This is a genomic window from Pseudorhizobium halotolerans, from assembly GCF_902153235.2.
Classification (GTDB): Bacteria; Pseudomonadota; Alphaproteobacteria; order Rhizobiales; family Rhizobiaceae; genus Neorhizobium; species Neorhizobium flavum.
Map to the genome: position 1 here is coordinate 125,703 of NZ_CABFWE030000007.1, position 20,250 is coordinate 145,952.

The window sequence follows — 20,250 nt, forward strand, 5'->3', positions numbered from 1 at the left end:
AGCATTTCAAATCGTTCTAAACTAGATGATTTGACACCAGTTTTCATTTGCGCCATGCACGTCCGGCGCAGCCGAGGGAAGAGGCTGCCAAAGGAGGGACCATGATCCGCAAGACATTCTTCAGCGCGACCTTCGCGCTTCTGGCCGCCTCAGCGGCCTTTCCGGTGGCGTCGGCTGCCGCTGCAACGGAGCCGGCTGCTGTCGTGCAGCATTATACAGAGCTGGCGCACGCCAAGTACCAAGACTCCTTGATGACGGCCAAGGCGCTTGATGTGGCCATCGACGCACTGATCGCGCAGCCAAGCGAGGAAACGTTGAAAGCCGCACGCGAGGCCTGGATTGCTGCACGGGTCCCCTACCAGCAAAGCGAAGTCTACCGCTTCGGCAATCCGATTGTGGACGAGTGGGAAGGCAAGGTGAATGCCTGGCCGCTCGACGAGGGTCTGATCGATTACGTCGATGCTTCCTACGGCACCGAAAGCGACAGCAATGCGCTCTATGTCGCGAACGTGGTTGCCAACCCGAAGCTCAGCGTGAACGGCGAGGAGATCGACGCCAGCAGCATCACGCCTGAGCTGCTCCGCAGCCTGCATGAGGCCGGCGAAATCGAAGCCAATGTCGCCACCGGCTATCATGCGGTTGAATTCCTGCTCTGGGGCCAGGACCTCAACGGCACCGATGCCGGAGCCGGCAACCGGTCCCACACCGATTTCGACACAGTAAATTGCACCAACGGCAATTGCGACCGGCGCGCCGCCTATCTTAAAGCCGCATCCGAACTGCTGATCTCCGACCTGGAGGAGATGGTTGCCGCCTGGGCGCCGGAAGGTGAGGCTGCCAAGGCCGTAACCGCCGATCCGCAGGCCGGCATCCGCGCCATGCTGACCGGCATGGGCTCGCTGTCCTATGGGGAACTTGCCGGCGAGCGCATGAAGCTCGGGCTGCTGCTCCACGACCCCGAAGAAGAGCATGACTGCTTCTCCGACAACACGCATGCCTCACATCTCAACGACGCCATCGGCATCGCTTCGGCATACACAGGCGAGTACACCCGTGCCGACGGCACGAAGATAACCGGCCCGTCACTGTCGGACCTGGTTGCTGCCAAGGATGCGGCGCTCGATGCGGAAGTGAAGGCAAAGCTCGACACAACGCTTGCCGCCATGGACGCCATGGCCGAGCGGGCAGAAGGTGGCGAAGCCTATGACCAGATGATCGGCGAGGGCAATGCGGAGGGCAACGCCATCGTCCAGGCGGCGATCGACGGACTGATCGACCAAACCCGCTCGATCGAACGCGTCATTGCGTCGCTGGACCTCGGCGCGGTCGCGCTTGAAGGTTCCGACAGCCTTGATAATCCTGACGCCGTTTTCCAATAAGACATGAGGAAGGCCGTCCCGACCGGACGGCCTGTACCACCAATGAGAGCGCTCGAAGCCAAACTTTTTCTGTTGCCGATCCTGTCGAGCGCTCTCCTTCTGACTCCGCTGGTGGCGATTTCTGAAGACACGCGCTTTCCGAATGAACGCACCGATCTCTCGCCAAAGGACAGGAAGCGCGTCGCCAGCGTGACCCGCCCCACCAAAGATTTCTCCAAGGCGGAGAATTTCGAGACCATGCAGGGCGGTGCGGCGACCACCAAGGCGATCGTCAACGGGGATGCCTTCTCCCATTTCTCGGCCAATCTCACCTTTGCGGAGGAGGAGGAATTCAAGCTCGGCAACGCGCTCTTTCGCAAGCTGTGGGTCTCCTCGCCCTCTTCGACCCAGGCCTCCGATGGGCTGGGTCCGCTGTTCAACGCCCGGGCTTGCCAGAGCTGCCATTTGAAGGACGGCCGTGGGCATCCTCCTGAAGGTGCGGCCGACGCAACCTCCATGTTCCTCCGGCTCGCCCGCCCGGCCCGAACGGAAGAGGAAAAGACGCTCATTGCCCGCCACGAGGCGCTTAACTTTCCCGACCTAACTTACGGCAAGCAGTTACAGGACCTTGCCGTCCCCGGGCTGAAATCCGAAGGGTCGATGGCGATCTCCTATGAGGAGGTCCAGGTGATGCTTGCGGACGGCGAGGTCGTGTCGCTGCGCAAGCCGACCTATTCGGTGAAGGACCTGAACTACGGTCCGCTGGACCCTGACGTGACCCTGTCGCCGCGAATTGCTCCACCGATGATCGGCATGGGCCTGATCCAGGCGATCCACGAGGCCGATATCCTCGCTAATGCAGATCCGGATGATGAGGACGGCGACGGCATCTCCGGCAAGCCTGCCCTGGTCCGCGAGCACCGTACACGGGAACTGAAGCTCGGGCGCTTCGGGTTCAAGGCGCAGAACGCTTCTGTCCGCGATCAGTCCGCTTCCGCCTTCGTCGGCGATCTCGGCATTTCCAATCCGGATGCTCCGTTTCATCACGGCGACTGCACGAGCGCCCAGACCGACTGCTTTGCGCGCGCGTCGGGCGTGCAGGAGCGGCTGGGTGATACGGAGGCACCCGATCCGGTTCTGGAACTCGTAACCTTTTACTCCGAGAACCTTGCTGTCCCCGCCCGTCGTGAACCGGGAGATATCAAGGTTCTCAAGGGCAAGGAACTGTTCTACCAATCGGGCTGCGTCTCCTGCCATACTCCGAAATTCGTCACGCGCCGCGACGCGGAGAACAAGGCGCATGCCTTCCAACTGATCTGGCCCTATTCCGACTTCCTGCTGCACGACATGGGCGAAGGCCTGGCGGACGGGCAAGAGGTCGGGGTCGCCGACGGGCGGGAATGGCGCACGCAGCCGCTCTGGGGCATCGGCTTGACCGAAACGGTCAACGAGCACACGTTCTTCCTTCATGACGGCCGGGCCCGCAACCTCACCGAGGCGATCCTCTGGCATGGTGGCGAGGCCGAGGCTGCCCGCGATGCCTTTGCCTCCCTCAACAAGGACGACCGCACGGCGCTGCTTGCCTTCCTGGAGTCGCTTTGATGCTGAAAGCCCTTTCCACCGCCGCCCTGGCAGCTCTCGCGTTCGCATCCGTGGCCGTGGCGCAGGAAGAGGCCATCAGTCCCACCTTTCCGGAACCGGAAGCCATCCGGCAGGTCGTTGAAAAGGCCGTCGACGGCTTCATCCGGGGGAGCTACCGTGGCTTCCAGCTTGCAGCGGGTGATCTCGCCGAAGATATGGCTTCCCTCTGCAGCGCGCCTTCGCCGGCTTCACTTGCTGCCGCGAAAAATGGTTTTGCGAAGGCTGCCCGAAGCTGGGCGAGGATCGAGATCGTCCGGACCGGCCCCGCCATCGAGGAAAACCGCCTGGAGCGCATCCTCTTCTATCCGGACCGCAAGAGCACCGGCCTGAAGCAGGTTCAGGCGCTGCTGGCTAAGCCGGACGAGGCCGCCACGGAGGTCGCGAGCCTGAAAGGCAAGAGCGTCGCCATGCAGGGCTTCGGGGCCCTGGAGTTCGTGCTTGCCGGCACCGGTTCCGAGAGCCTGACCGGCCCTGAGGGAGATTTCCGCTGCCGCTATGGCCGTGCGGTGGCGCAGAACATTAAGCAGATCGCTTCCGAGCTGGTGGCGAAGTGGGATGCAGCGGACGGTATCCAGCACCACTGGAAGAACCCAGGGCCAAACAATCCCCTGTTCCGCACGGAGCAGGAGGCGATGACGGCACTGCTCGGCATCCTGGTCCATGGTGCCGAAATGGTGCGAGACCAGCGGATCGAGACCTTCTACCGAGGCGAGGACAAGCCGACGCTCCCGAAGCAGGCGATCTTCTGGCGCTCACAGAACACCTGGACCATGGTGGCAGGCAACCTGGAGGGCCTGCGGGACCTCATCCGCGTATCTGAACTCGTCGATCTGCTTCCTTCCGACCAGCATTCCATCGTCGGCTCCGTCGATTTCGTCCTCAAGTCGATGCTGGGGGTGGTCGAGGAGATGAACCCCGACATCGAAGCCGCCGTCGCCGACACTGCGGGGCGGCAGAAGCTCGATTTCCTGCTGGTGAACGGCCGCGACCTGATCGACCGGCTGAACGACCAGTATGGCGGCGCGATCGGCCTGACGTCCGGCTTCTCTTTTTCGGATGGAGACTGAGGATGGCCTGGCGGAGCGGCCTCATCGACCGCCGCAATTTCATCAGGGCTGCCGGAATAGGTTTTGCGGCGGCGCTTGCGCCGCGCTCGCTGATGGCACTCGAGCGAAGCGATGCCGTCTATGCCTCAGGCTTTCGTGCGCCGGATGGCTCCTTCGGCCTCGCGACCGTCTCCGAACGCGGGGCTATCATCCACCGAACCACACTCCCTGCCCGTTCCCACGGAATGGCATTCAGCCCCACAAGTGGCCAACTCGTCGCCTTTGCACGACGGCCCGGCACATTCGCTATAGTCACGGATTCGTTCAACCGGACGAAGCCCCTGATCATTTCCGCTCCCGAGGGACGCCACTTCTACGGCCACGGCGCCTTTTCTGCGGACGGGCGCCTGCTCTATGCCAGCGAGAACGACTTCGACGGCAATCGCGGGATGATCGGCATCTATGAGGCGGCAGACGGTTTCCGGCGCGTTGGCGAGTTCGACGCGCACGGCATCGGCACCCATGACATGACCGTCTCGGACGATGGTAGAATGCTGGTGATCGCCAATGGCGGCATTCAGACCCATCCGGATTTCGGCCGAACGAAGCTCAATCTCGACCACATGGAGCCGTCGCTGGTGCTGCTTGGGGCGAGCGACGGCCGGCTCATCCAGAAGCACGTACTGCCGCCGGCGCTGCATCAATTGTCCACCCGCCACATCGCTCTGGGAGACGACGGGCGAATCTGGTTTGCCTGCCAATGGGAGGGTCCGCGCAATGCCCGGCCGCCGCTTGTCGGGCACCTTGGACGGGGGGAGGATCTGACATTCACACCCTTACCGGCGCACGTGACCGACGGCCTTGCCAATTACGTGGGAGCGATCGCCGTCAATCGGCGCGATGGCATCGTCGGGCTGACCTCACCCAAGGGTGGCCTGGCAATCAGCCTCGATGCGAGGACCGGCGAAGTCGTGCGGGAGCAGGCGATCGTCGACGCCGCAGGCATCGCACCGTCGAGCACAGGTTTTGCCGTCTCCTCCTATCGCGGCAGTTTCGACGACAGCCGCAGCCCCGTCGCCTGGGACCAGCACATCGTGCGGCTCGCGTGAAAGGACTGGCGCAAGGCGACCTGCGCCCTATGTTCCCACCCATGAAGAAAGCGCTCACTTACATCCTGTTCATCACCGTCATTGTCGGGCTCGGCGCCCTCAGCGGCGTCAGCAATATGCCCGGCGAGTGGTACCAGTCGCTGGAGAAGCCGTTCTTCCAGCCACCGCCATGGATCTTCGGCCCGGTCTGGACCACGCTCTACGTACTGATCGCGATTGCCGGAGCGCGCACCTGGCTTCAGGCACCGGCCTCGGGACGCATGCAGGTCTGGTTCATGCAGATGATCCTGAACTTTCTCTGGTCACCTGCCTTCTTCGGCTACCAGAGCCCGATCCTCGGCCTGGTCGTGATCATCCCGCTCCTCGTCGCCATCCTTGCCTTCATCCGCCTCAGCTGGAACGCCGACCGGGTCTCCGCCTGGCTTTTCGTGCCCTATGCGGCGTGGGTCACCTTTGCGACGCTGCTCAATCTCTCCATTGCTGTGCTGAACTGACCGGAAACCTGCTCCTGCTTGCCTGGCGGGCGGCGGCATGCCAATTTTGCAGCCGCGAGAGGGCATGACATGGATGAAACCGACGATTTCCGCGAGCGGATCAGGCAGAGCTTCGGTCGCCAGCCGGCGATGGAGACCATTGGCGCGGAGCTTACCCGTATCGAGCAGGCCATGGTCGAGATCGAGCTGCCGTTCGATCCGCAGCTGACGCAACAGCACGGCCTGATGCATGGAGGGATCATCTCCACTGCGCTGGACACGGCATGCACCTATGCAGCCTTCTCCGTGATCCCGCCGGACGCCTCGCTGCTGACGATCGAATTCAAGGTGAACCTGATGTCGCCCGGTCGGGGAGATCGCTTCCTCTTTCGCGGGGAGATCACTAAGCCCGGCTCGACCATCATCGTCGCGGACGGGCGTGCCTATGCGATCGCAGATGGCCCGGCAAAGCTGATCGCCTCGATGACGGCAACGATGATGGTGGTCCGCGGCCGAGAGGACATCGTCGGATGAAAGTTCACCTGACCCGGGCGGGCGGCAGGACCTTGCTGTTCGTGATGGCGGTGGACGCGGAATATGGCGTGCATCTGCGCCAGCGGATCGTTCCGCTGATGACGGGCGTCGGTCCGGTCGAGGCGGCCGTCGTCCTGACTCATGCCCTCACGCGGCTGGAGGCATCGGGTGACCGCCCCGATCTGGTTGTCTCCCTTGGATCTGCCGGTTCGCGTAGCCTGGAGCAGACAGGCATCTATCAGGTCGCCTCCGTTGCCTACCGCGACATGGATGCGTCGCCGCTCGGCTTCGAGAAAGGCAGGACACCGTTTCTCGATCACCCCCCAACGATCGAACTTCCTCTCCGTATCCCCGGCATTCCCACGGCCGCGCTCTCCACCGGAGGCAACATCATTTCGGGTCCTGCCTATGACGGGATTGAAGCGGACATGGTGGACATGGAAACCTTCGCCCTGCTGCGAAGCTGCCATCGGTTCGGTCTTCCGCTGATGGGCCTTCGCGGCATCTCCGACGGCAAGGAGGACCTCAAGCATGTCAGGGACTGGACGGAATACCTGCATGTGATCGACGAGAAGCTCGCCGTGGCCGTCGATCGCCTTCTGCATGCCCTGGAGAGCGGCGAATTGAACCCCTGATGCAGTTGCGCCGACGCCAAAGTTTCTCTAAAGGCTCGCCATGACCCAGATCGCCCATCCCGACAGCATCCTCATCATCGATTTCGGCAGCCAGGTGACGCAGTTGATTGCGCGCCGCATCCGCGAGGCCGGGGTCTATTGCGAGATCCACCCGTTCCAGAACGCCGCTGCGGCCTTCGAGAAGATGCAGCCGAAGGGCGTGATCTTCTCCGGCGGTCCGGCCTCGGTGACGGCGGAAGGCAGCCCGCGGGCGCCACAGGCGGTCTTCGACTCCGGAGTCCCGATCCTCGGCATCTGCTATGGCCAGCAGACGCTCTGCACCCAGCTCGGCGGCGTCGTCGAGGGCGGCCATGCGGCGGAGTTCGGCCGTGCCGATCTCGAGGTGAAGGCGGCGAGCCCGCTGTTCGAGGGCTTCTGGGACGTCGGCGGACGCTATCCCGTCTGGATGAGCCACGGTGACCGGGTCACCAAACTCCCCGAGGGTTTTGAAGTCATCGCGACGTCGGAGAATGCGCCCTTCGCCATCGCCGCCAACGAGAGCCGCCGCTACTACACCACCATGTTCCACCCGGAAGTGGTGCATACGCCGGACGGCGCTAAGCTGCTGTCCAACTTCGTGCACAAGATCGTCGGTCTGAAGTCGGACTGGACCATGGCTGCCTATCGCGCCGAGATGATCCGCAAGATCAAGGAGCAGGTCGGCTCCGAGCGGGTCATCTGCGGCCTCTCCGGCGGCGTCGATTCATCCGTGGCGGCGGTGCTGATCCACGAGGCGATCGGCGACCAGTTGACCTGCATCTATGTCGACCACGGCCTGATGCGCCAGGGCGAGAGCGAGCAGGTGGTCGGCATGTTCCGCGACCACTACAACATCCCGCTCGTCCATGTGGACGCATCCGACCTGTTCCTGACGGAGCTCGCCGGCGTCACCGACCCGGAAGTCAAGCGCAAGACGATCGGCCGCCTTTTCATCGAGGTCTTCGACGCCGAAGCGACGAAGATCGCCGAGGACGGCAAGGGGGCCCCCAAGTTCCTGGCCCAGGGCACGCTCTATCCGGACGTGATCGAAAGCGTCTCCTTCTCCGGCGGCCCTTCCGTCACCATCAAGAGCCACCACAATGTCGGCGGCCTGCCCGAGCGGATGAACATGCAGCTCGTCGAGCCGCTACGCGAGCTCTTCAAGGACGAGGTTCGCGCGCTTGGCCGAGAGCTTGGCCTGCCGGAAAGCTTTATCGGTCGTCATCCCTTCCCGGGCCCGGGCCTCGCGATCCGCTGCCCCGGCGCGGTGACGCGCGAAAAGCTCGACATCCTGCGAAAGGCAGATGCTATCTATCTCGACGAGATCCGCAAGGCCGGTCTCTACGACACGATCTGGCAGGCGTTTGCAGTGCTCCTCCCGGTACAGACGGTCGGGGTCATGGGCGACTACCGCACCTATGACTTCGTCTGCGCCCTGCGTGCAGTTACCTCCGTGGACGGTATGACGGCCGACTTCTACCCCTACGACATGAACTTCCTCGGCCGCACCGCCACGCGCATCATCAACGAAGTGCGCGGCATCAACCGAGTGGTCTACGACGTAACGTCGAAGCCGCCCGGCACGATCGAGTGGGAATAGGCCGGCTTAGACAACATGCATCTCGTCCAGATCCTGCTGCCGACGACCGACGCATCTACCTCGCCATTCCCGCCCGAACTCTTCGCTTCCGTTCGCGATGAACTGACCCGCAAGTTCGGTGGGATCACCTTTCATCGCAGCGCGCCGGCTGAAGGCCTCTGGCTCAGTGACGATGGCGTCGAAAAGGATGCCATCGTTACGGCCGAGGTCATGGTGGATGAGATCGACCGCGAGTGGTGGACGAGTTTCCGTGTGGATCTGGAGCGGCGCTTTGATCAGGAAGAAATCGTGATCCGCGCCCTTCCGATCACCCGCATCTAAGCCGCTAGAATGCGAAGGCCTGTTGGGATGGATCCCTGGCGCCGAGCCGTACCCCCTCCAGTTCCAGCATGCGCACCTTCGTGTCGGAGCCGCCGGGAGCAGAAAAGCCACCAAGCCTGCCACCGGCAGCCAGCACACGATGGCATGGAATGATCAGGGGAATCGGATTGTTCGCCATCGCCTGACCGACCCTTCGCGCCGCGTCCGGCCCCGCTCCGATTGCCTTCGCCAGAGCGCCGTAGCTCGTGGTCTCACCCCAGCCGACCTTCCGAAGCGCAGAATAGATCTCACGAAAGAAGGCATCCTGTTCGGCCAGATCGAGGCGCAGCGCGGAAAACTCGACGGAGGCACCAGCGAAATAACGGCGGACGGCTTCGATGGCAGCCTTGATCTCGGCCGACGGAATGCCCGGCGCCGCGTGGGGCAGGCGGCGCAGGATCATCCGCTCCGCTGCGTCGGCACTTGTCATCGGCAGCTGCAAGCGGCTGATCCCGGCCTCGCTCCAGGCGATCGCGCAGAAGCCCGCCGGTGTTTCGAAGACACGATAATGATGGCAGGGCACGACGTTCATCCTCCGTTCTTCCGGAAGATCGTCCCGTTTCCCTCGAAATTCAACCCGCTTCTTGCCTGGACCTCGTCCTAGACCCGGATGGCCAGCCTCAAGCCGCCCCAGTGGCGTCCATTGACGAAGATGGGCGCCGAAATATCCTTCATCAGCACGAACTGGCCGCCACCCATGTCGCGGCGATAGGTCTGCAGCAGGAAGGGCTCGGTGTTGCGGCCGGCGGCAAGGCCGACCCGGTCGTTGAACATACGGCGGTTGCGGCAGTTCGCCGTGTTCCACTCCACGTCCCCGGGACGCTGCGGATGGGAAAACTTGCGATTGTGAGTCGGCAGGTAACCGTTTTCATCGACACAAGCGCAGAATGCCACGCGATCGTCGCTCGCTGCGGCTTTCTCCTGTATCGGCGGCAGGATCGCGTCGGTCAGTTCGGTGAAGCGCGTCATATATTGCACCGGTTCCGATTCGCGGATCGGCTGGTACTGTCGGTCGAAGAGTGCCGCCATATCGATGCGACCAGAGCGGACGGCTGCCTCGAAGGCCGCCGAGACCTCGGCGGCAACGGACATGGCCGCCCGGATGTAGGGAGTATCCGGGGTTTCCGTACCCGCGCTCGCCGTCGCCTGGATGATGCGCTCGGAAATGGCGACCACCTCGCCCACCCGGCCCGACGTATCCTGCAGCTTGTCGTTCGACTTCAGGATAGCCGCTGCGGCCGTCGCGATCGAACCCGCGAATTCGTTGCATTGCCGGTCGACGGCCTCTGTCGTTCCCGCCAGCGAGGAAGCGCTGTCGAGGATCTGGGACATGACGTCTTCGACGCCCTTGAAGGAGCCCTGCACTTCCGTGGCCGTGGACTTCACGCCTTCGGCAGAGACACGCGCCTGATCCCCCGCCGCGACGAGCGCATCGATGCGGGCCCCCAGCTGCTCGAGGGTGGACTGGATGGACGCTGTGGTCTGGGACGTCTGCAGGGAAAGCGCCCGGACCTCGGCAGCAACGACGGCAAAGCCCTTGCCGGCGTCTCCGGCCCTGGCCGCTTCGATCGCCGCGTTCAGCGCAAGGAGGTTTGTCTGCCGCGCAATGGTGCCGATCGCATCGGCCAGTCGGCCGACATCGGCAAGAGCGGTGGAAAAGGATTTGATCTCCTGGCCGATTTCCTGGGAGGCCGTCACCATGTGGTCTATGGCAGCGACCGAGCCGGTCAGCTGCTGCGCTTGTTCGCCAAGCACCTTCCGGGCGCTGGCAGCCAGCTTGTCCGTTTCGCCAAGAGACCGGGCAATATCTGCATTCGCCTCGGCAATCGCCTCGGCGGCCTGCGTCAGGCGCGAAAGCAGACTTGCATGTTCCGACGATTGGGCCGCCGTGTCCTGGATCGTGCCGGCAATATCGACGAGATGGAGGCCGAGGTCAGACGCTTCGAGCGCCAGTCTTGCCACAACGGCCTGAAGCTGGTCGGCATCAATAACCGCCTCGGCTGGCGGTTCATTCTCATCAAGAATCTGCGCAATAGCACCCACCGTCACCTCCCGGATATCGGGAGATAATCGCGCGGCAGGATTAACAAAGCGTGTAGATGCCTAATTGATGAGCGGCTGGCGCCAATTGCTCATCAGAGCTGGTCAAAGGCCTTCGGGTCGATGCCGAGGATAGCCAGGTCACGCTTGGCCGGCTTGCGATGGTTCTCGACGGCGTTCGATGCATTGACAGCCGCACCGAAGACAGCGAAGGCACGACCGAGGAAGCCGCCCGGGACATTCTTGCGTTGGTTCAACATGATGTGCTCCTTGTGTTGCCCAGAATGTGGGGCCATCACCGTGATTGTGCAACGCACAAGAGAACATCTGAGCCATGCAGGCGGAGCATGGCTTTAGGCGAACCGGCAAGCTTGCACCTCCACCGGGTGGCTTGCTATCGCTTCTTCTTCACTGGAGATATCGTCTTGAGCATCACCATTTACGGTATCAAGAACTGCGACACGATGAAGAAGGCCCGCGGCTGGCTCGATGGCAAAAACGTGGCCTACCGGTTTCACGACTACAAGGCGGAGGGCATCGATCGCGGCAAGCTGGAGCATTGGATCGATGCGGTCGGCTGGGAGACGGTGCTGAACCGCGCCGGCACAACGTTCCGCAAGCTGGACGAGGCGGCGAAGGCCGGACTGGACGGGGACAAGGCGATCACGCTGATGCTGGATCAACCATCAATGATCAAGCGGCCGGTGCTCGAGATTGACGACAGGATCATCGTCGGCTTCAAGCCCGAGGTCTATGAGGCGCAGATCTGATCACCCGCCTTGAGGGGCTGCCGAGAGACGAAGCGGCTTCAAATTTCGCCTCGCAGGCCCTATCTGTGGGCGACCTCCCGAAGACAGGATAGTGAACCGATGAACATTCATTCCGAGATCAGCAGCAGCGTCGACCCGGTCAGGCTCGAAAAGCTGGCGGAGGTGGCCGTCAAGGTCGGCCTGCAATTGCAGCGCGACCAGGATCTCGTCATGACGGCCCCGCTCGCCGCTCTGCCGCTGGTGCGGCTCATCACCAAGCATGCTTATTTGGCCGGCGCCGGTCTCGTGACCACCTTCTATTCAGATGAGGAGACGACGCTCGCCCGCTACGCGCACGCCCCGGATGCAAGCTTCGACAAGGCCTCCGGCTGGCTCTACGAAGGCATGGCGAAGGCCTATGCCAATGGTGCCGCGCGGCTGGCCATCGCCGGCGACAACCCGCTGCTGCTAGCGAGCCAGGATCCCGCCAAGGTTGCACGGGCAAACAAGGCCAATTCGATGGCCTACAAGCCGGCACTCGAGAAGATCTCGAACTTCGACATCAACTGGAACATCGTCTCCTATCCCAACCCGTCCTGGGCTAAGATCGTCTTCCCAGGCGTTCCCGAGGAGGAGGCGGTGAGAAGGCTTGCCGACGCAATCTTCGCCGCATCGCGCGTCGATGTCGCCGATCCGATCGCCGCTTGGGCGGAGCACAACGCCAACCTGAAGAAGCGCTCGGGCTGGTTGAACGGCGAACGCTTCTCCGCCCTCCACTTCACCGGTCCCGGCACCGATCTGACCGTAGGTCTCGCAGACGGTCACGAATGGCATGGCGGCGCGTCGGTGGCCAGGAACGGCGTTACCTGCAACCCGAACATCCCGACCGAGGAGGTCTTTACCACCCCGCACGCCCTGAACGTCGAAGGACATGTGTCCTCGACGAAGCCGCTATCCCACCAGGGCACGCTGATCGACAATATTCAGGTCAGGTTCGAGGGGGGGCGTATAGTCGAAGCCAAGGCTTCGAAGGGCGAGGAAGTGTTGAACAAGGTGCTCGACACCGATGAAGGTGCCAGGCGCCTTGGCGAAGTGGCGCTGGTGCCGCACTCCTCGCCAATCTCGGCGAGCGGCATCCTCTTCTACAACACGTTGTTCGACGAGAATGCGTCCTGCCACATCGCGCTCGGCCAGTGCTATTCGAAGTGCTTCCTTGACGGCGCCACACTCAGTCAGGAGCAGATCGCGGCACAAGGCGGCAATTCGAGCCTCATCCACATCGACTGGATGATCGGCTCGGACAAGATCGACATCGACGGCATCAAGGCAGACGGCGCGCGCGTGCCGGTGATGCGCAAGGGCGAGTGGGCCTGAGCATCGGCTTGCGGCCGGAAATCATCGCCGGCCGGTCGTCGGTCACCGATAGTAGATGACCTTGCCGCCATTGGCTGCCGTCTGTACCCAGAGCACGTTGTGTACTGCAATCTGGCGGCGCTCCAGCGCGTCCAACAGCGAAGGGTCGCCCATGACGATCTGCTGGGCGATCCGCATCCGTACCGGGATAAGGTAGTAGGACGGATGGCGTTCGTCTTCCGAACGACCCTCGGAGACCGAGATCGCCGTGACTCCGTCATGGTAGATCCGGCCGAACAGGAAGACGGAAACATCGCTCTGCCCGGCATTGGTCGGGCCAGCAATCGAAGCACCCATCAGGATGCCAATGGCAGCGGCAAGCAGGTTCCTTTTCATCGCGCACTCCCAAGAGGTCAGCAGGCGGACAGGACCGCCCTCTCCTCTTTACCTAGGCCAGCGCAGACGAATTTTAAGTGGTCGGGGGCCTGCGGCCCTCAGAACAGGCTACCCTGCTTCGGCGGCTCGCCGGATGGCGCCGCCCTTGCGGTGGGCTTCTTGCGGGCGGTCTCTGGGCCCGGTGGCGAGGCGGGAGGGCTGTCCCCGCAGGCGATCGTGTTGATCCGCTCGTCCGCGAACTCGATCTCCAGGAACTGTCCGGCCGATACGTCCGAGGCACGCGTCAGCGGCCGGTTCTCGGGATCACGCACCACCGCATAGCCACGTTTCAACACGTTCTTGTAGGAGAGCGATTGCAGGACGCGATCCTGCCCCGTCACGAGGCCGCGGTTGCGTGTCAGGGCGTAGGACACCGCGGTATCCGCTTGGCGCATCAGGGCGGTCAGGTGCTGACGCTCGCGCTGCAGTTGGCCCGCCAGTCGGGCCGGCAATGCGCCAAGCGCAGTCGCGGCTTTCGCGACACGGCTATGCTCCTTCAGCATGTGCCGCTCGAGGCAGCGCTCCTTGCGCAGGACCTGCTCGCCGATGAAGCGGCGTCGCTCCGAGACACGGTTTGCCAGAATCTCGAGACGCAGCCCCGCGGTTGCCTGATCGAGGCTGCGACGCTTAACGACCGTAGTGCGCTCGAGGCCGCGGCCAAGACCGGCAGCCGCCTCGTCGAAGCGACGGCGCGGCAGCGCGAGCAACTGGTCGAGGGACGGCAGCGCACGAACGAGCGCGCGGACCGACTGGCGGCGATGGTCCATGTGCCGGCTGGCGCAGCCCCGCAGCCGCGCCGAAAGGCTTGCAACCTGCGCATCCAGTTCCGCCTTCACCGGGACCGCCATTTCGGCGGCACCCGTGGGTGTGGGCGCCCGCATATCGGCGGCGTGATCGATCAGCGTCCAGTCCGTCTCATGGCCAACCGCGGAGATGAGCGGGATCCGGCTTTCCGCTGCGGCGCGCACGACGGCTTCGTCATTGAAGCCCCAGAGGTCTTCGAGGCTGCCGCCGCCGCGCGCGACGATCAGCACGTCCGGCCGCTTCACAGGCCCCTCGGTCGGCATGTCATTGAAGCCCCGGATTGCCGCAGCCACCTCGTCACCGGAACCTTCGCCCTGCACCTTCACCGGCCAGACGACCACGTGGACGGGGAAGCGGTCGGTGATGCGGTGCAGGATGTCGCGAATGACGGCGCCGGTCGGCGAGGTCACGACACCGATGACCTGCGGCATGAAGGGCAAGGGGCGCTTGCGGGCCTGATCGAAAAGGCCTTCCTCCGCCAGGCGGCGGCGCCGTTCCTCCAGGAGCGCCATCAGCGCGCCCGCGCCGGCCGGCTCCATGTTCTCTATGACGATCTGATATTTCGACGAGCCAGGGAAGGTCGTCACCTTGCCGGTGGCGATGACCTCCATCCCCTCTTCCGGCTTGAACCGAAGGCGGGGGAAGGTTCCCTTCCAGATGACCGCATCGATTCGCGCCCGATCATCCTTCAGGCAGAAATAGGCATGGCCGGAGGAATGCTGTCCGCGATAGCCGGAAATCTCGCCCCGGACCCGAACATGGTCGAAGGCGGTCTCGACCGTCCGCTTGATCGAACCGGACAGTTCCGAAACCGTGACCTCGAGAAGATTTGTCTGCGAATCCCTGGCGGCAAAAGTGTTCATGCCTCCTTCTACAGGAAGGCGGCCGGCATTTCACCTGCCCGATGCGGGGATGTGGAAGCCGCTTCCCCGCACCGGGAACGGTTGATGGCCGGCCCGCCTCTGCGATCGCACAGCACCTAACCCGTTGAGGGCGCGGCACCTTTGCAATCAAGGCCTTGGACGGCAGGCGAAAAACGTCATGTCGAGTCATCCCCGCGGGAATGCATGGCCCGACAATGGCTGCAGAACCCACGGAGACCTCACATGCCCGATCGTTTTGCCAATGTCCAAACCTCCTTGTCCGGCCCCGCCTCCTCCGGCTTTGCCATCACGCCCCATGATGCAGCAGACCTGCCGGAAACCACCCGCGCGATCTATGTCGGCAGCGGGGGTGATCTCTGCCTCCGCATGCTCACCGGCGAAACCCTCACATTCGTGGGGATTTCACCGGCAAGCCTCTTGCCTGTCCGCGCCACGCGCATCCTTGCGACAGGCACGACGGCCGGTAACCTGGTGGGGCTGGTGTGATGGTATCGTTCTCGACCGGCCTGAACATGGCTGCCGTCAGGACCACCGGCACGGGGCTCGCCTTGGGTAAGGGCGGCAGTGCGGCGTCTCGCCTTCTCAACCTCATCCAGAGTGATGTCGGCACGGCACTGATCTGGGACTATGCCAGGACCGACCGCCGCTTCGCCACTCCAACCGGAGGTGCCAATCCTGCGGCGTCCGGTGATGTCGTCGGGCTGGACATGGACTGGTCTAGCCACGGCACGAGGACCTATGCGCAAGTCATTGCGGAAGGCGGGTACGCCGGACCTTCGGCCGTTCCCGGCAATCACGCGACCCAAGCCACTGGCGCAGCGAAGCCGAAATGGCAGGCGGGTCCGAAACCCTTCCTGCTCTACGACGGGATCGACGATCTGACGAACGTGCCGGGCCTGGTCCCTGGAGCTTCCGGAACGATCGTCTCGGCTTTCCGGGCAACTGCCGGCATTGCCGCGACGCAGGCGATGATTGCCGGCGGGACCTTCTCGGGCAACAAGCGGTGTCGGCTGGCCTTGACGGCGACCGGCCTTCCATCCTTCGTTTTCAATGACCAGATCATTAGTCTTCCCGGCTCGTCCGACATCCGCGGCACGGATGTGGTGATGATCCAGACATGGGGAAACGGGCGCCGCCGCTGCTACCTCAGCACTTACTCCGACCCGCTCGTCATCGACGAAGCACGGGTGGCAAACATGGACGGCGCGGGGAGCAGCTACAAGATCGGCTCTCTGGAAGGTGGCGATTCCGACTTCTTCAGCGGACGCATCTACGGCACGTTGATCCGCTCCGTCGAGACAGCCAACGCCGACATCCGCAACATCGTGCTGCCCGCCTTCAGGAGCCTATATGCATGATCCTGGGACGCTACTGCCGGCTTGCTCCCCCAACCTCACGCCCGCTTCATCCGCAGGCAGTTCACCAGCCAGCCGGCTGCGGCACCTGCCGCCACGCCGAGGGTTTTCCACGCCGCGTCGCTGGCATCAGGGTGTCGGCTGACTGAAAGGAACTGGAGCGACTCGATAAACCAGACGGCGGCCATCAACAGAAGAACGCAAAGCCAGATCTTTCGAGGGAAAGCTAACGTGAAGACCGCCGTAACGATCATGAAGGCAAATGCCCGATCAATATCGGCAGTCGCGACGTCCGTTGGCCGGAGTTCGAGAGGGACGATCGTCACGACGACGATGGCCGCCAGAAGCCCCCAGGCCGCAATCTTCAAAATCTTGTCAGTCATCATCGCCTGATATTGTACGGGCGGCGGAGCCGCAAGGCGACCCGGTGTCGCCATTCTCACTTCAGGATCATGACCAATTCGGGCGGACAAGCCGCCATTGGCCGGAGGATCGCGCCGAGGGGCGAGGCCAATTCACCTCGTCGCTCCGTCAACCGTCACCACGCGGTAAACGACGAAGCCGTCACCCTCCCCCGTACCTCCGATCGGCGCCAAGTAGGTCGGGACATCGCCCCGCGCGAGCGCAGCATAGAGGCCATCCGGCTTCATCCGGATCAGCGACCGTGTTTGCGGGTCGCCGGCGCAGAAGGCAAGCAAGGTCACGCCGGCGCCCCGTAGGAAGGCTTCGCTCTCGGCCGGCGGGGCGAGCCCGATGTGCAGTTCCGTCAGCATGCCGCCCTGGTTGCGATGGTAGGGCGCCGCAAGCACCCGGTGGGCGGTATGGCGCAGGATTTCGGCGCCGCTGTTGGACGGTGCGGCCACGACGCCCGGCTCCAGGCCCGCCAGAAGCGGCAGCCCGTCCTGTGCCGAGCATTCCCCCGGGATCGGTCGGGCGCCGCTGTCCTGGGTGAGCGTCTCCATGCCGAGCGATCCTTCGGCATTGTGGTCGATCAACGCACCCGCCAGCGCCCAGACGGCCGGTACCGCCATCAGGACCGTCATCACATAGGCGAAGGCCGCATTTGGGCTTTCCGGATCCGCCTGCGAGCCGCGCCGGAGGTCGGCGATCAGGAGCGCCAGCGGCAGGATTGCCAGCATGTTGGCAAAGAAGAAGCCGCGAACCTGCACGAGAGCGACCATCCAGCTTGCCGCGATCAGCAGCAGGAGGACGACATGCGCCTCCCGATCCTGGTCCTGCAGGATGCGGAAAAGGCAGACCATGGCGGCGAAGAAGCCTACCGCATAATAACCGCCCAGCGCATAGGGGTCCCGGGTTAGGATGCCGACGATGGATTGCGCCTCGGTGACGGCGTCCAACCACAGCGTCACCAGCATGGGGTCGAGGTCGGCCAGCGGGCTGCCCAGGCATTGCGGGGCGATCAGCAGGGCGGCTGAAGCGAGTGCTACGGCGATGCCCGCAGCGGCAACGAGACGGCCGCGGATGCCGTGACCGGCGGACAGATAGGTCGCGCCCGCCAAGAGCGTACCGCCCATGGCAGCAAGGGCATAGAAACCGAGCGAGAGGCTGTCGCATGTCACCACGCCGTAGCGGGCCGGCGGAATGGTCAGCAGGAAGGCCGCAGTGATCCCCAGTGCAAGGGAAACCCCGAAGGCGCGGGCCGGCCGGGACATCGCGTCGCCGTGCCAGATCCATTGAAGCGCGACGCAGAGGCAGGCGACCGCCACCACCGGCACCGTCTCCGCCCCGATTGCGATCGCAAGCGCGGCGACCGCCCCGGCCACGACATAGCTCCGCGCGCGGCGGTCAGGATCGACGAGCATGGCAGCGAGCCACACCACCAGTACCGACTGGATGTTGTGGTGGTCGATGGAGCCGGGGTGGAAGCGGATATTGGTGAAGGCGAAGAGGCTGCCGAGACCGAGCGCAATATTCATCGCCGCCGGCCCCGAAAGGCGTCCAGCGGCTAGCCCGATCGGGTAGAGGAGGCAGGGGATGAGCAGGAGTGGCCAGATGGTGAGCGCCAGTGCTTCTGCCTGATCCTGCGGCAGGACCAGCATTCCCATCCGGATCAATGCCGCGATCGGCAGGTCCACGAGCCGCGACCAGTGCATCAAGGTGCCACCGTCGAGGCCCAGCCGGTACTGCGTGAGGTCGAACCACCCCTGCCCCGCGAGAAGGTCCCTCACCTGTACCAGACGCATCACATCGTCATTGTCGGGGCCGACATAATCCGTTGCGGAGGGGATGAACATCGCCAGCATGACGGCGATCGTCACCAGCGCGTAGAGGAGACTGAGCAGCCCGGGACGTCCCGACAGTGGCCGGCGTTCAGGCTGTGCTTGCTGCAGATGTGCGGCCGCGGCGTCTGGCATCGGCTTCCGGTGTCTTGTTTTCTCGGCGGAAACCTAGCCTTAACCTTCCCAAGAAATAGTAAAGCCGCCGCGCCGGACGAACCTGCGCCGATTTTCCGGGTAGCGAGTGAAAATCATGACCGTCAGTTCCGTCGACATCGCGATCCTTCTCCCCTGCTACAATGAGGCAGCCACGATCGGCGACGTGGTGCTGGGCTTCCGCGCCGCTCTGCCGGGGGCGCGCATCTACGTCTACGACAACAATTCCACCGACGGGACGGCGTTGAAGGCGATGCTCGCCGGCGCCCACGTGGTGCGTGAACGGCGGCAGGGCAAAGGCCATGTCGTCCGGCGCATGTTCGCAGACATCGACGCCGACATCTACATCATGGCCGATGGCGACGGCACCTATGCTCCCGCCGATGCAGAGGAGCTTGTACGCACGCTCTTGACCGAGAGGGCCGACATGGTGGTCGGCACCCGCCGGGGTGTGCTTGCGGACGCGGGGCGTCAAGGCCACGCGGCAGGCAACCGCCTCTTCAACCTTCTCTACCGGACAATCTTCGGCCGCGACTTCACCGACATCTTCTCCGGCTACCGCGCCTTTTCCCGCCGTTTCGTGAAGAGCTTCCCGGCAGTCTCCGGCGGGTTCGAGATCGAAACCGAGATGTCGGTCCATGCATCGCGGCTCAAGCTGCCGGTCAGCGAGATCGAACTGCATTACGGTCGCCGGCCGGAGGGCTCGCATTCGAAACTGTCGACCTTCCGCGATGGCAGCCGCATCCTCTGGATGTTCGCCATGCTGATGAAGGAAACGCGTCCGTTCGTCTTCTTCGGGCTGATCAGCGGCGCGGTCCTGGCCGCAAGCATTGCCTTCATGCTGCCGGTCCTGGTGGAGTACTTCCAGACGGGCTTCGTCAGCCGCGTTCCAACCTGGATCCTGTCGATGGCGCTGATGATGGTGTCGCTCCTCGTCTTCACGGCGGGGCTCATCCTCGACTCGCTCTCGAGGGCCCGCAACGAGCAGCTTCGGCTTTCCTATATCAGCCAGCCCGGCCTCGTCAGCACGGCGTCCCAAGGCGCGGAAGCCGCATCGTCCGCAGGAACATCGCGCCGCGCCGACGCCGCATGAGAAGGCTCGCCTGGTTCGTGATCGCCGGCGGAACCGGCTTCGCGATCGATGCAGGGCTGACGCATCTCCTGATCGCGTTCACGCCAATGAGCCCGTTCCTCGCCCGTATTCCGGCGATCATGACGGCCATGGCGGCCACCTGGTTCCTCAACCGCAGTTTTACCTTCGGCCGTTCATCCTCGTCGCTCGCGGCAGAAGGCTTCCGCTACTGGGCGGTCGGCGTCACCGCAGCGCTCCTGAACTATGCCGTCTATTCAGCACTGATCTACCGCCTGCCCATACAGCCGGTAGCGGCGATCGTATTTGCCTCGATCGCCGCCATGGCCTACAGTTTCTTCGGCTATTCCCGCTTCGTATTCGGACGCTGACG

Annotated in this window: 22 protein-coding genes; 15 read left to right on the forward strand and 7 right to left on the reverse strand. The window is 63.6% G+C overall.

What is annotated here, in order from left to right:
* Positions 1-101 precede the first annotated feature (101 nt).
* The 9 genes from FN060_RS13510 (at position 102) to FN060_RS13550 (ending at position 8,735) form a co-directional block, all read left to right on the forward strand.
* Positions 102-1,379 carry an imelysin family protein gene (locus tag FN060_RS13510; protein ID WP_142588579.1) on the forward strand — a complete coding sequence of 426 codons (1,278 nt, stop codon included), beginning with the start codon at positions 102-104 and terminating at the stop codon, positions 1,377-1,379.
* A gap of 42 nt (positions 1,380-1,421) precedes the next feature.
* Complete coding sequence (locus tag FN060_RS13515) at positions 1,422-2,960, forward strand: di-heme oxidoreductase family protein (RefSeq protein WP_142588580.1); 1,539 nt, start codon at positions 1,422-1,424, stop codon at positions 2,958-2,960.
* Positions 2,960-4,066, forward strand: a complete 1,107-nt coding sequence (locus FN060_RS13520) for an imelysin family protein (RefSeq protein ID WP_142588581.1) — start codon at positions 2,960-2,962, stop codon at positions 4,064-4,066. The genes FN060_RS13515 and FN060_RS13520 overlap by 1 nt, the downstream gene beginning before the upstream one ends.
* Positions 4,067-4,068: 2 nt before the next feature.
* On the forward strand, positions 4,069-5,154 hold the full coding sequence (locus tag FN060_RS13525) for a DUF1513 domain-containing protein (protein ID WP_142588582.1): 1,086 nt from the start codon (positions 4,069-4,071) through the stop codon (positions 5,152-5,154).
* Positions 5,155-5,195: 41 nt separating this feature from the next.
* Entirely contained in the window at positions 5,196-5,648 is a 453-nt protein-coding gene (locus FN060_RS13530) for a TspO/MBR family protein (RefSeq protein ID WP_142588583.1), read from the forward strand.
* A gap of 69 nt (positions 5,649-5,717) precedes the next feature.
* On the forward strand, positions 5,718-6,161 hold the full coding sequence (locus FN060_RS13535) for a PaaI family thioesterase (RefSeq protein WP_142588584.1): 444 nt from the start codon (positions 5,718-5,720) through the stop codon (positions 6,159-6,161).
* Positions 6,158-6,796, forward strand: a complete 639-nt coding sequence (locus FN060_RS13540) for a 5'-methylthioadenosine/S-adenosylhomocysteine nucleosidase (protein ID WP_142588585.1) — start codon at positions 6,158-6,160, stop codon at positions 6,794-6,796. The genes FN060_RS13535 and FN060_RS13540 overlap by 4 nt, the downstream gene beginning before the upstream one ends.
* A gap of 40 nt (positions 6,797-6,836) precedes the next feature.
* Complete coding sequence (gene guaA / locus FN060_RS13545) at positions 6,837-8,414, forward strand: glutamine-hydrolyzing GMP synthase (RefSeq protein WP_142588586.1); 1,578 nt, start codon at positions 6,837-6,839, stop codon at positions 8,412-8,414.
* 15 nt (positions 8,415-8,429) lie between these two features.
* Entirely contained in the window at positions 8,430-8,735 is a 306-nt protein-coding gene (locus tag FN060_RS13550; protein WP_142588587.1) for a hypothetical protein, read from the forward strand.
* A 4-nt stretch (positions 8,736-8,739) separates the two neighbouring features.
* Here FN060_RS13550 and FN060_RS13555 read toward each other — a convergent pair whose 3' ends face one another.
* The 3 genes from FN060_RS13555 to FN060_RS13565 form a co-directional block, all read right to left on the reverse strand.
* Positions 8,740-9,306: a methylated-DNA--[protein]-cysteine S-methyltransferase gene (locus FN060_RS13555; RefSeq protein ID WP_142588588.1), complete on the reverse strand. Its 567-nt coding sequence runs from the start codon at positions 9,304-9,306 to the stop codon at positions 8,740-8,742.
* A gap of 68 nt (positions 9,307-9,374) precedes the next feature.
* Positions 9,375-10,817, reverse strand: a complete 1,443-nt coding sequence (locus FN060_RS13560) for a methyl-accepting chemotaxis protein (protein WP_142588589.1) — start codon at positions 10,815-10,817, stop codon at positions 9,375-9,377.
* A gap of 92 nt (positions 10,818-10,909) precedes the next feature.
* Positions 10,910-11,074 carry a hypothetical protein gene (locus FN060_RS13565; RefSeq protein ID WP_183949992.1) on the reverse strand — a complete coding sequence of 55 codons (165 nt, stop codon included), beginning with the start codon at positions 11,072-11,074 and terminating at the stop codon, positions 10,910-10,912.
* A gap of 165 nt (positions 11,075-11,239) precedes the next feature.
* Between FN060_RS13565 and FN060_RS13570 the strand changes: the two genes are divergently transcribed.
* Both FN060_RS13570 and FN060_RS13575 read left to right on the forward strand, forming a co-directional pair.
* On the forward strand, positions 11,240-11,584 hold the full coding sequence (locus tag FN060_RS13570; RefSeq protein ID WP_142588590.1) for an ArsC family reductase: 345 nt from the start codon (positions 11,240-11,242) through the stop codon (positions 11,582-11,584).
* A 99-nt stretch (positions 11,585-11,683) separates the two neighbouring features.
* Entirely contained in the window at positions 11,684-12,937 is a 1,254-nt protein-coding gene (locus tag FN060_RS13575) for an aminopeptidase (protein ID WP_077547388.1), read from the forward strand.
* Between the two features lie 42 nt (positions 12,938-12,979).
* Here FN060_RS13575 and FN060_RS13580 read toward each other — a convergent pair whose 3' ends face one another.
* Both FN060_RS13580 and xseA read right to left on the reverse strand, forming a co-directional pair.
* Entirely contained in the window at positions 12,980-13,312 is a 333-nt protein-coding gene (locus FN060_RS13580; protein ID WP_142588591.1) for a hypothetical protein, read from the reverse strand.
* Positions 13,313-13,410: 98 nt separating this feature from the next.
* Positions 13,411-15,018 (reverse strand): exodeoxyribonuclease VII large subunit, encoded by a 1,608-nt coding sequence (gene xseA, locus FN060_RS13585; RefSeq protein ID WP_142588592.1) that lies wholly within the window; start codon positions 15,016-15,018, stop codon positions 13,411-13,413.
* A 243-nt stretch (positions 15,019-15,261) separates the two neighbouring features.
* Here xseA and FN060_RS13590 point away from each other — a divergent pair, with 243 nt between their 5' ends.
* Both FN060_RS13590 and FN060_RS13595 read left to right on the forward strand, forming a co-directional pair.
* Complete coding sequence (locus FN060_RS13590) at positions 15,262-15,525, forward strand: spike base protein, RCAP_Rcc01079 family (RefSeq protein WP_077547385.1); 264 nt, start codon at positions 15,262-15,264, stop codon at positions 15,523-15,525.
* Positions 15,525-16,397: a hypothetical protein gene (locus tag FN060_RS13595; RefSeq protein ID WP_142588593.1), complete on the forward strand. Its 873-nt coding sequence runs from the start codon at positions 15,525-15,527 to the stop codon at positions 16,395-16,397. Before FN060_RS13590 ends, FN060_RS13595 begins: the two co-directional genes overlap by 1 nt.
* A 35-nt stretch (positions 16,398-16,432) precedes the next feature.
* Here FN060_RS13595 and FN060_RS13600 read toward each other — a convergent pair whose 3' ends face one another.
* Positions 16,433-16,777, reverse strand: coding sequence for a VanZ family protein (locus FN060_RS13600; protein WP_142588594.1), 345 nt, complete (start codon positions 16,775-16,777; stop codon positions 16,433-16,435).
* 132 nt (positions 16,778-16,909) lie between these two features.
* Complete coding sequence (locus FN060_RS13605; protein ID WP_142588595.1) at positions 16,910-18,769, reverse strand: hypothetical protein; 1,860 nt, start codon at positions 18,767-18,769, stop codon at positions 16,910-16,912.
* 115 nt (positions 18,770-18,884) lie between these two features.
* Between FN060_RS13605 and FN060_RS13610 the strand changes: the two genes are divergently transcribed.
* Together FN060_RS13610 and FN060_RS13615 are read left to right on the forward strand one after the other, a co-directional pair.
* Positions 18,885-19,880 carry a glycosyltransferase gene (locus tag FN060_RS13610; protein WP_142588596.1) on the forward strand — a complete coding sequence of 332 codons (996 nt, stop codon included), beginning with the start codon at positions 18,885-18,887 and terminating at the stop codon, positions 19,878-19,880.
* Complete coding sequence (locus tag FN060_RS13615; protein ID WP_142588597.1) at positions 19,877-20,248, forward strand: GtrA family protein; 372 nt, start codon at positions 19,877-19,879, stop codon at positions 20,246-20,248. The genes FN060_RS13610 and FN060_RS13615 overlap by 4 nt, the downstream gene beginning before the upstream one ends.
* The last annotated feature ends 2 nt before the right edge of the window (positions 20,249-20,250 follow it).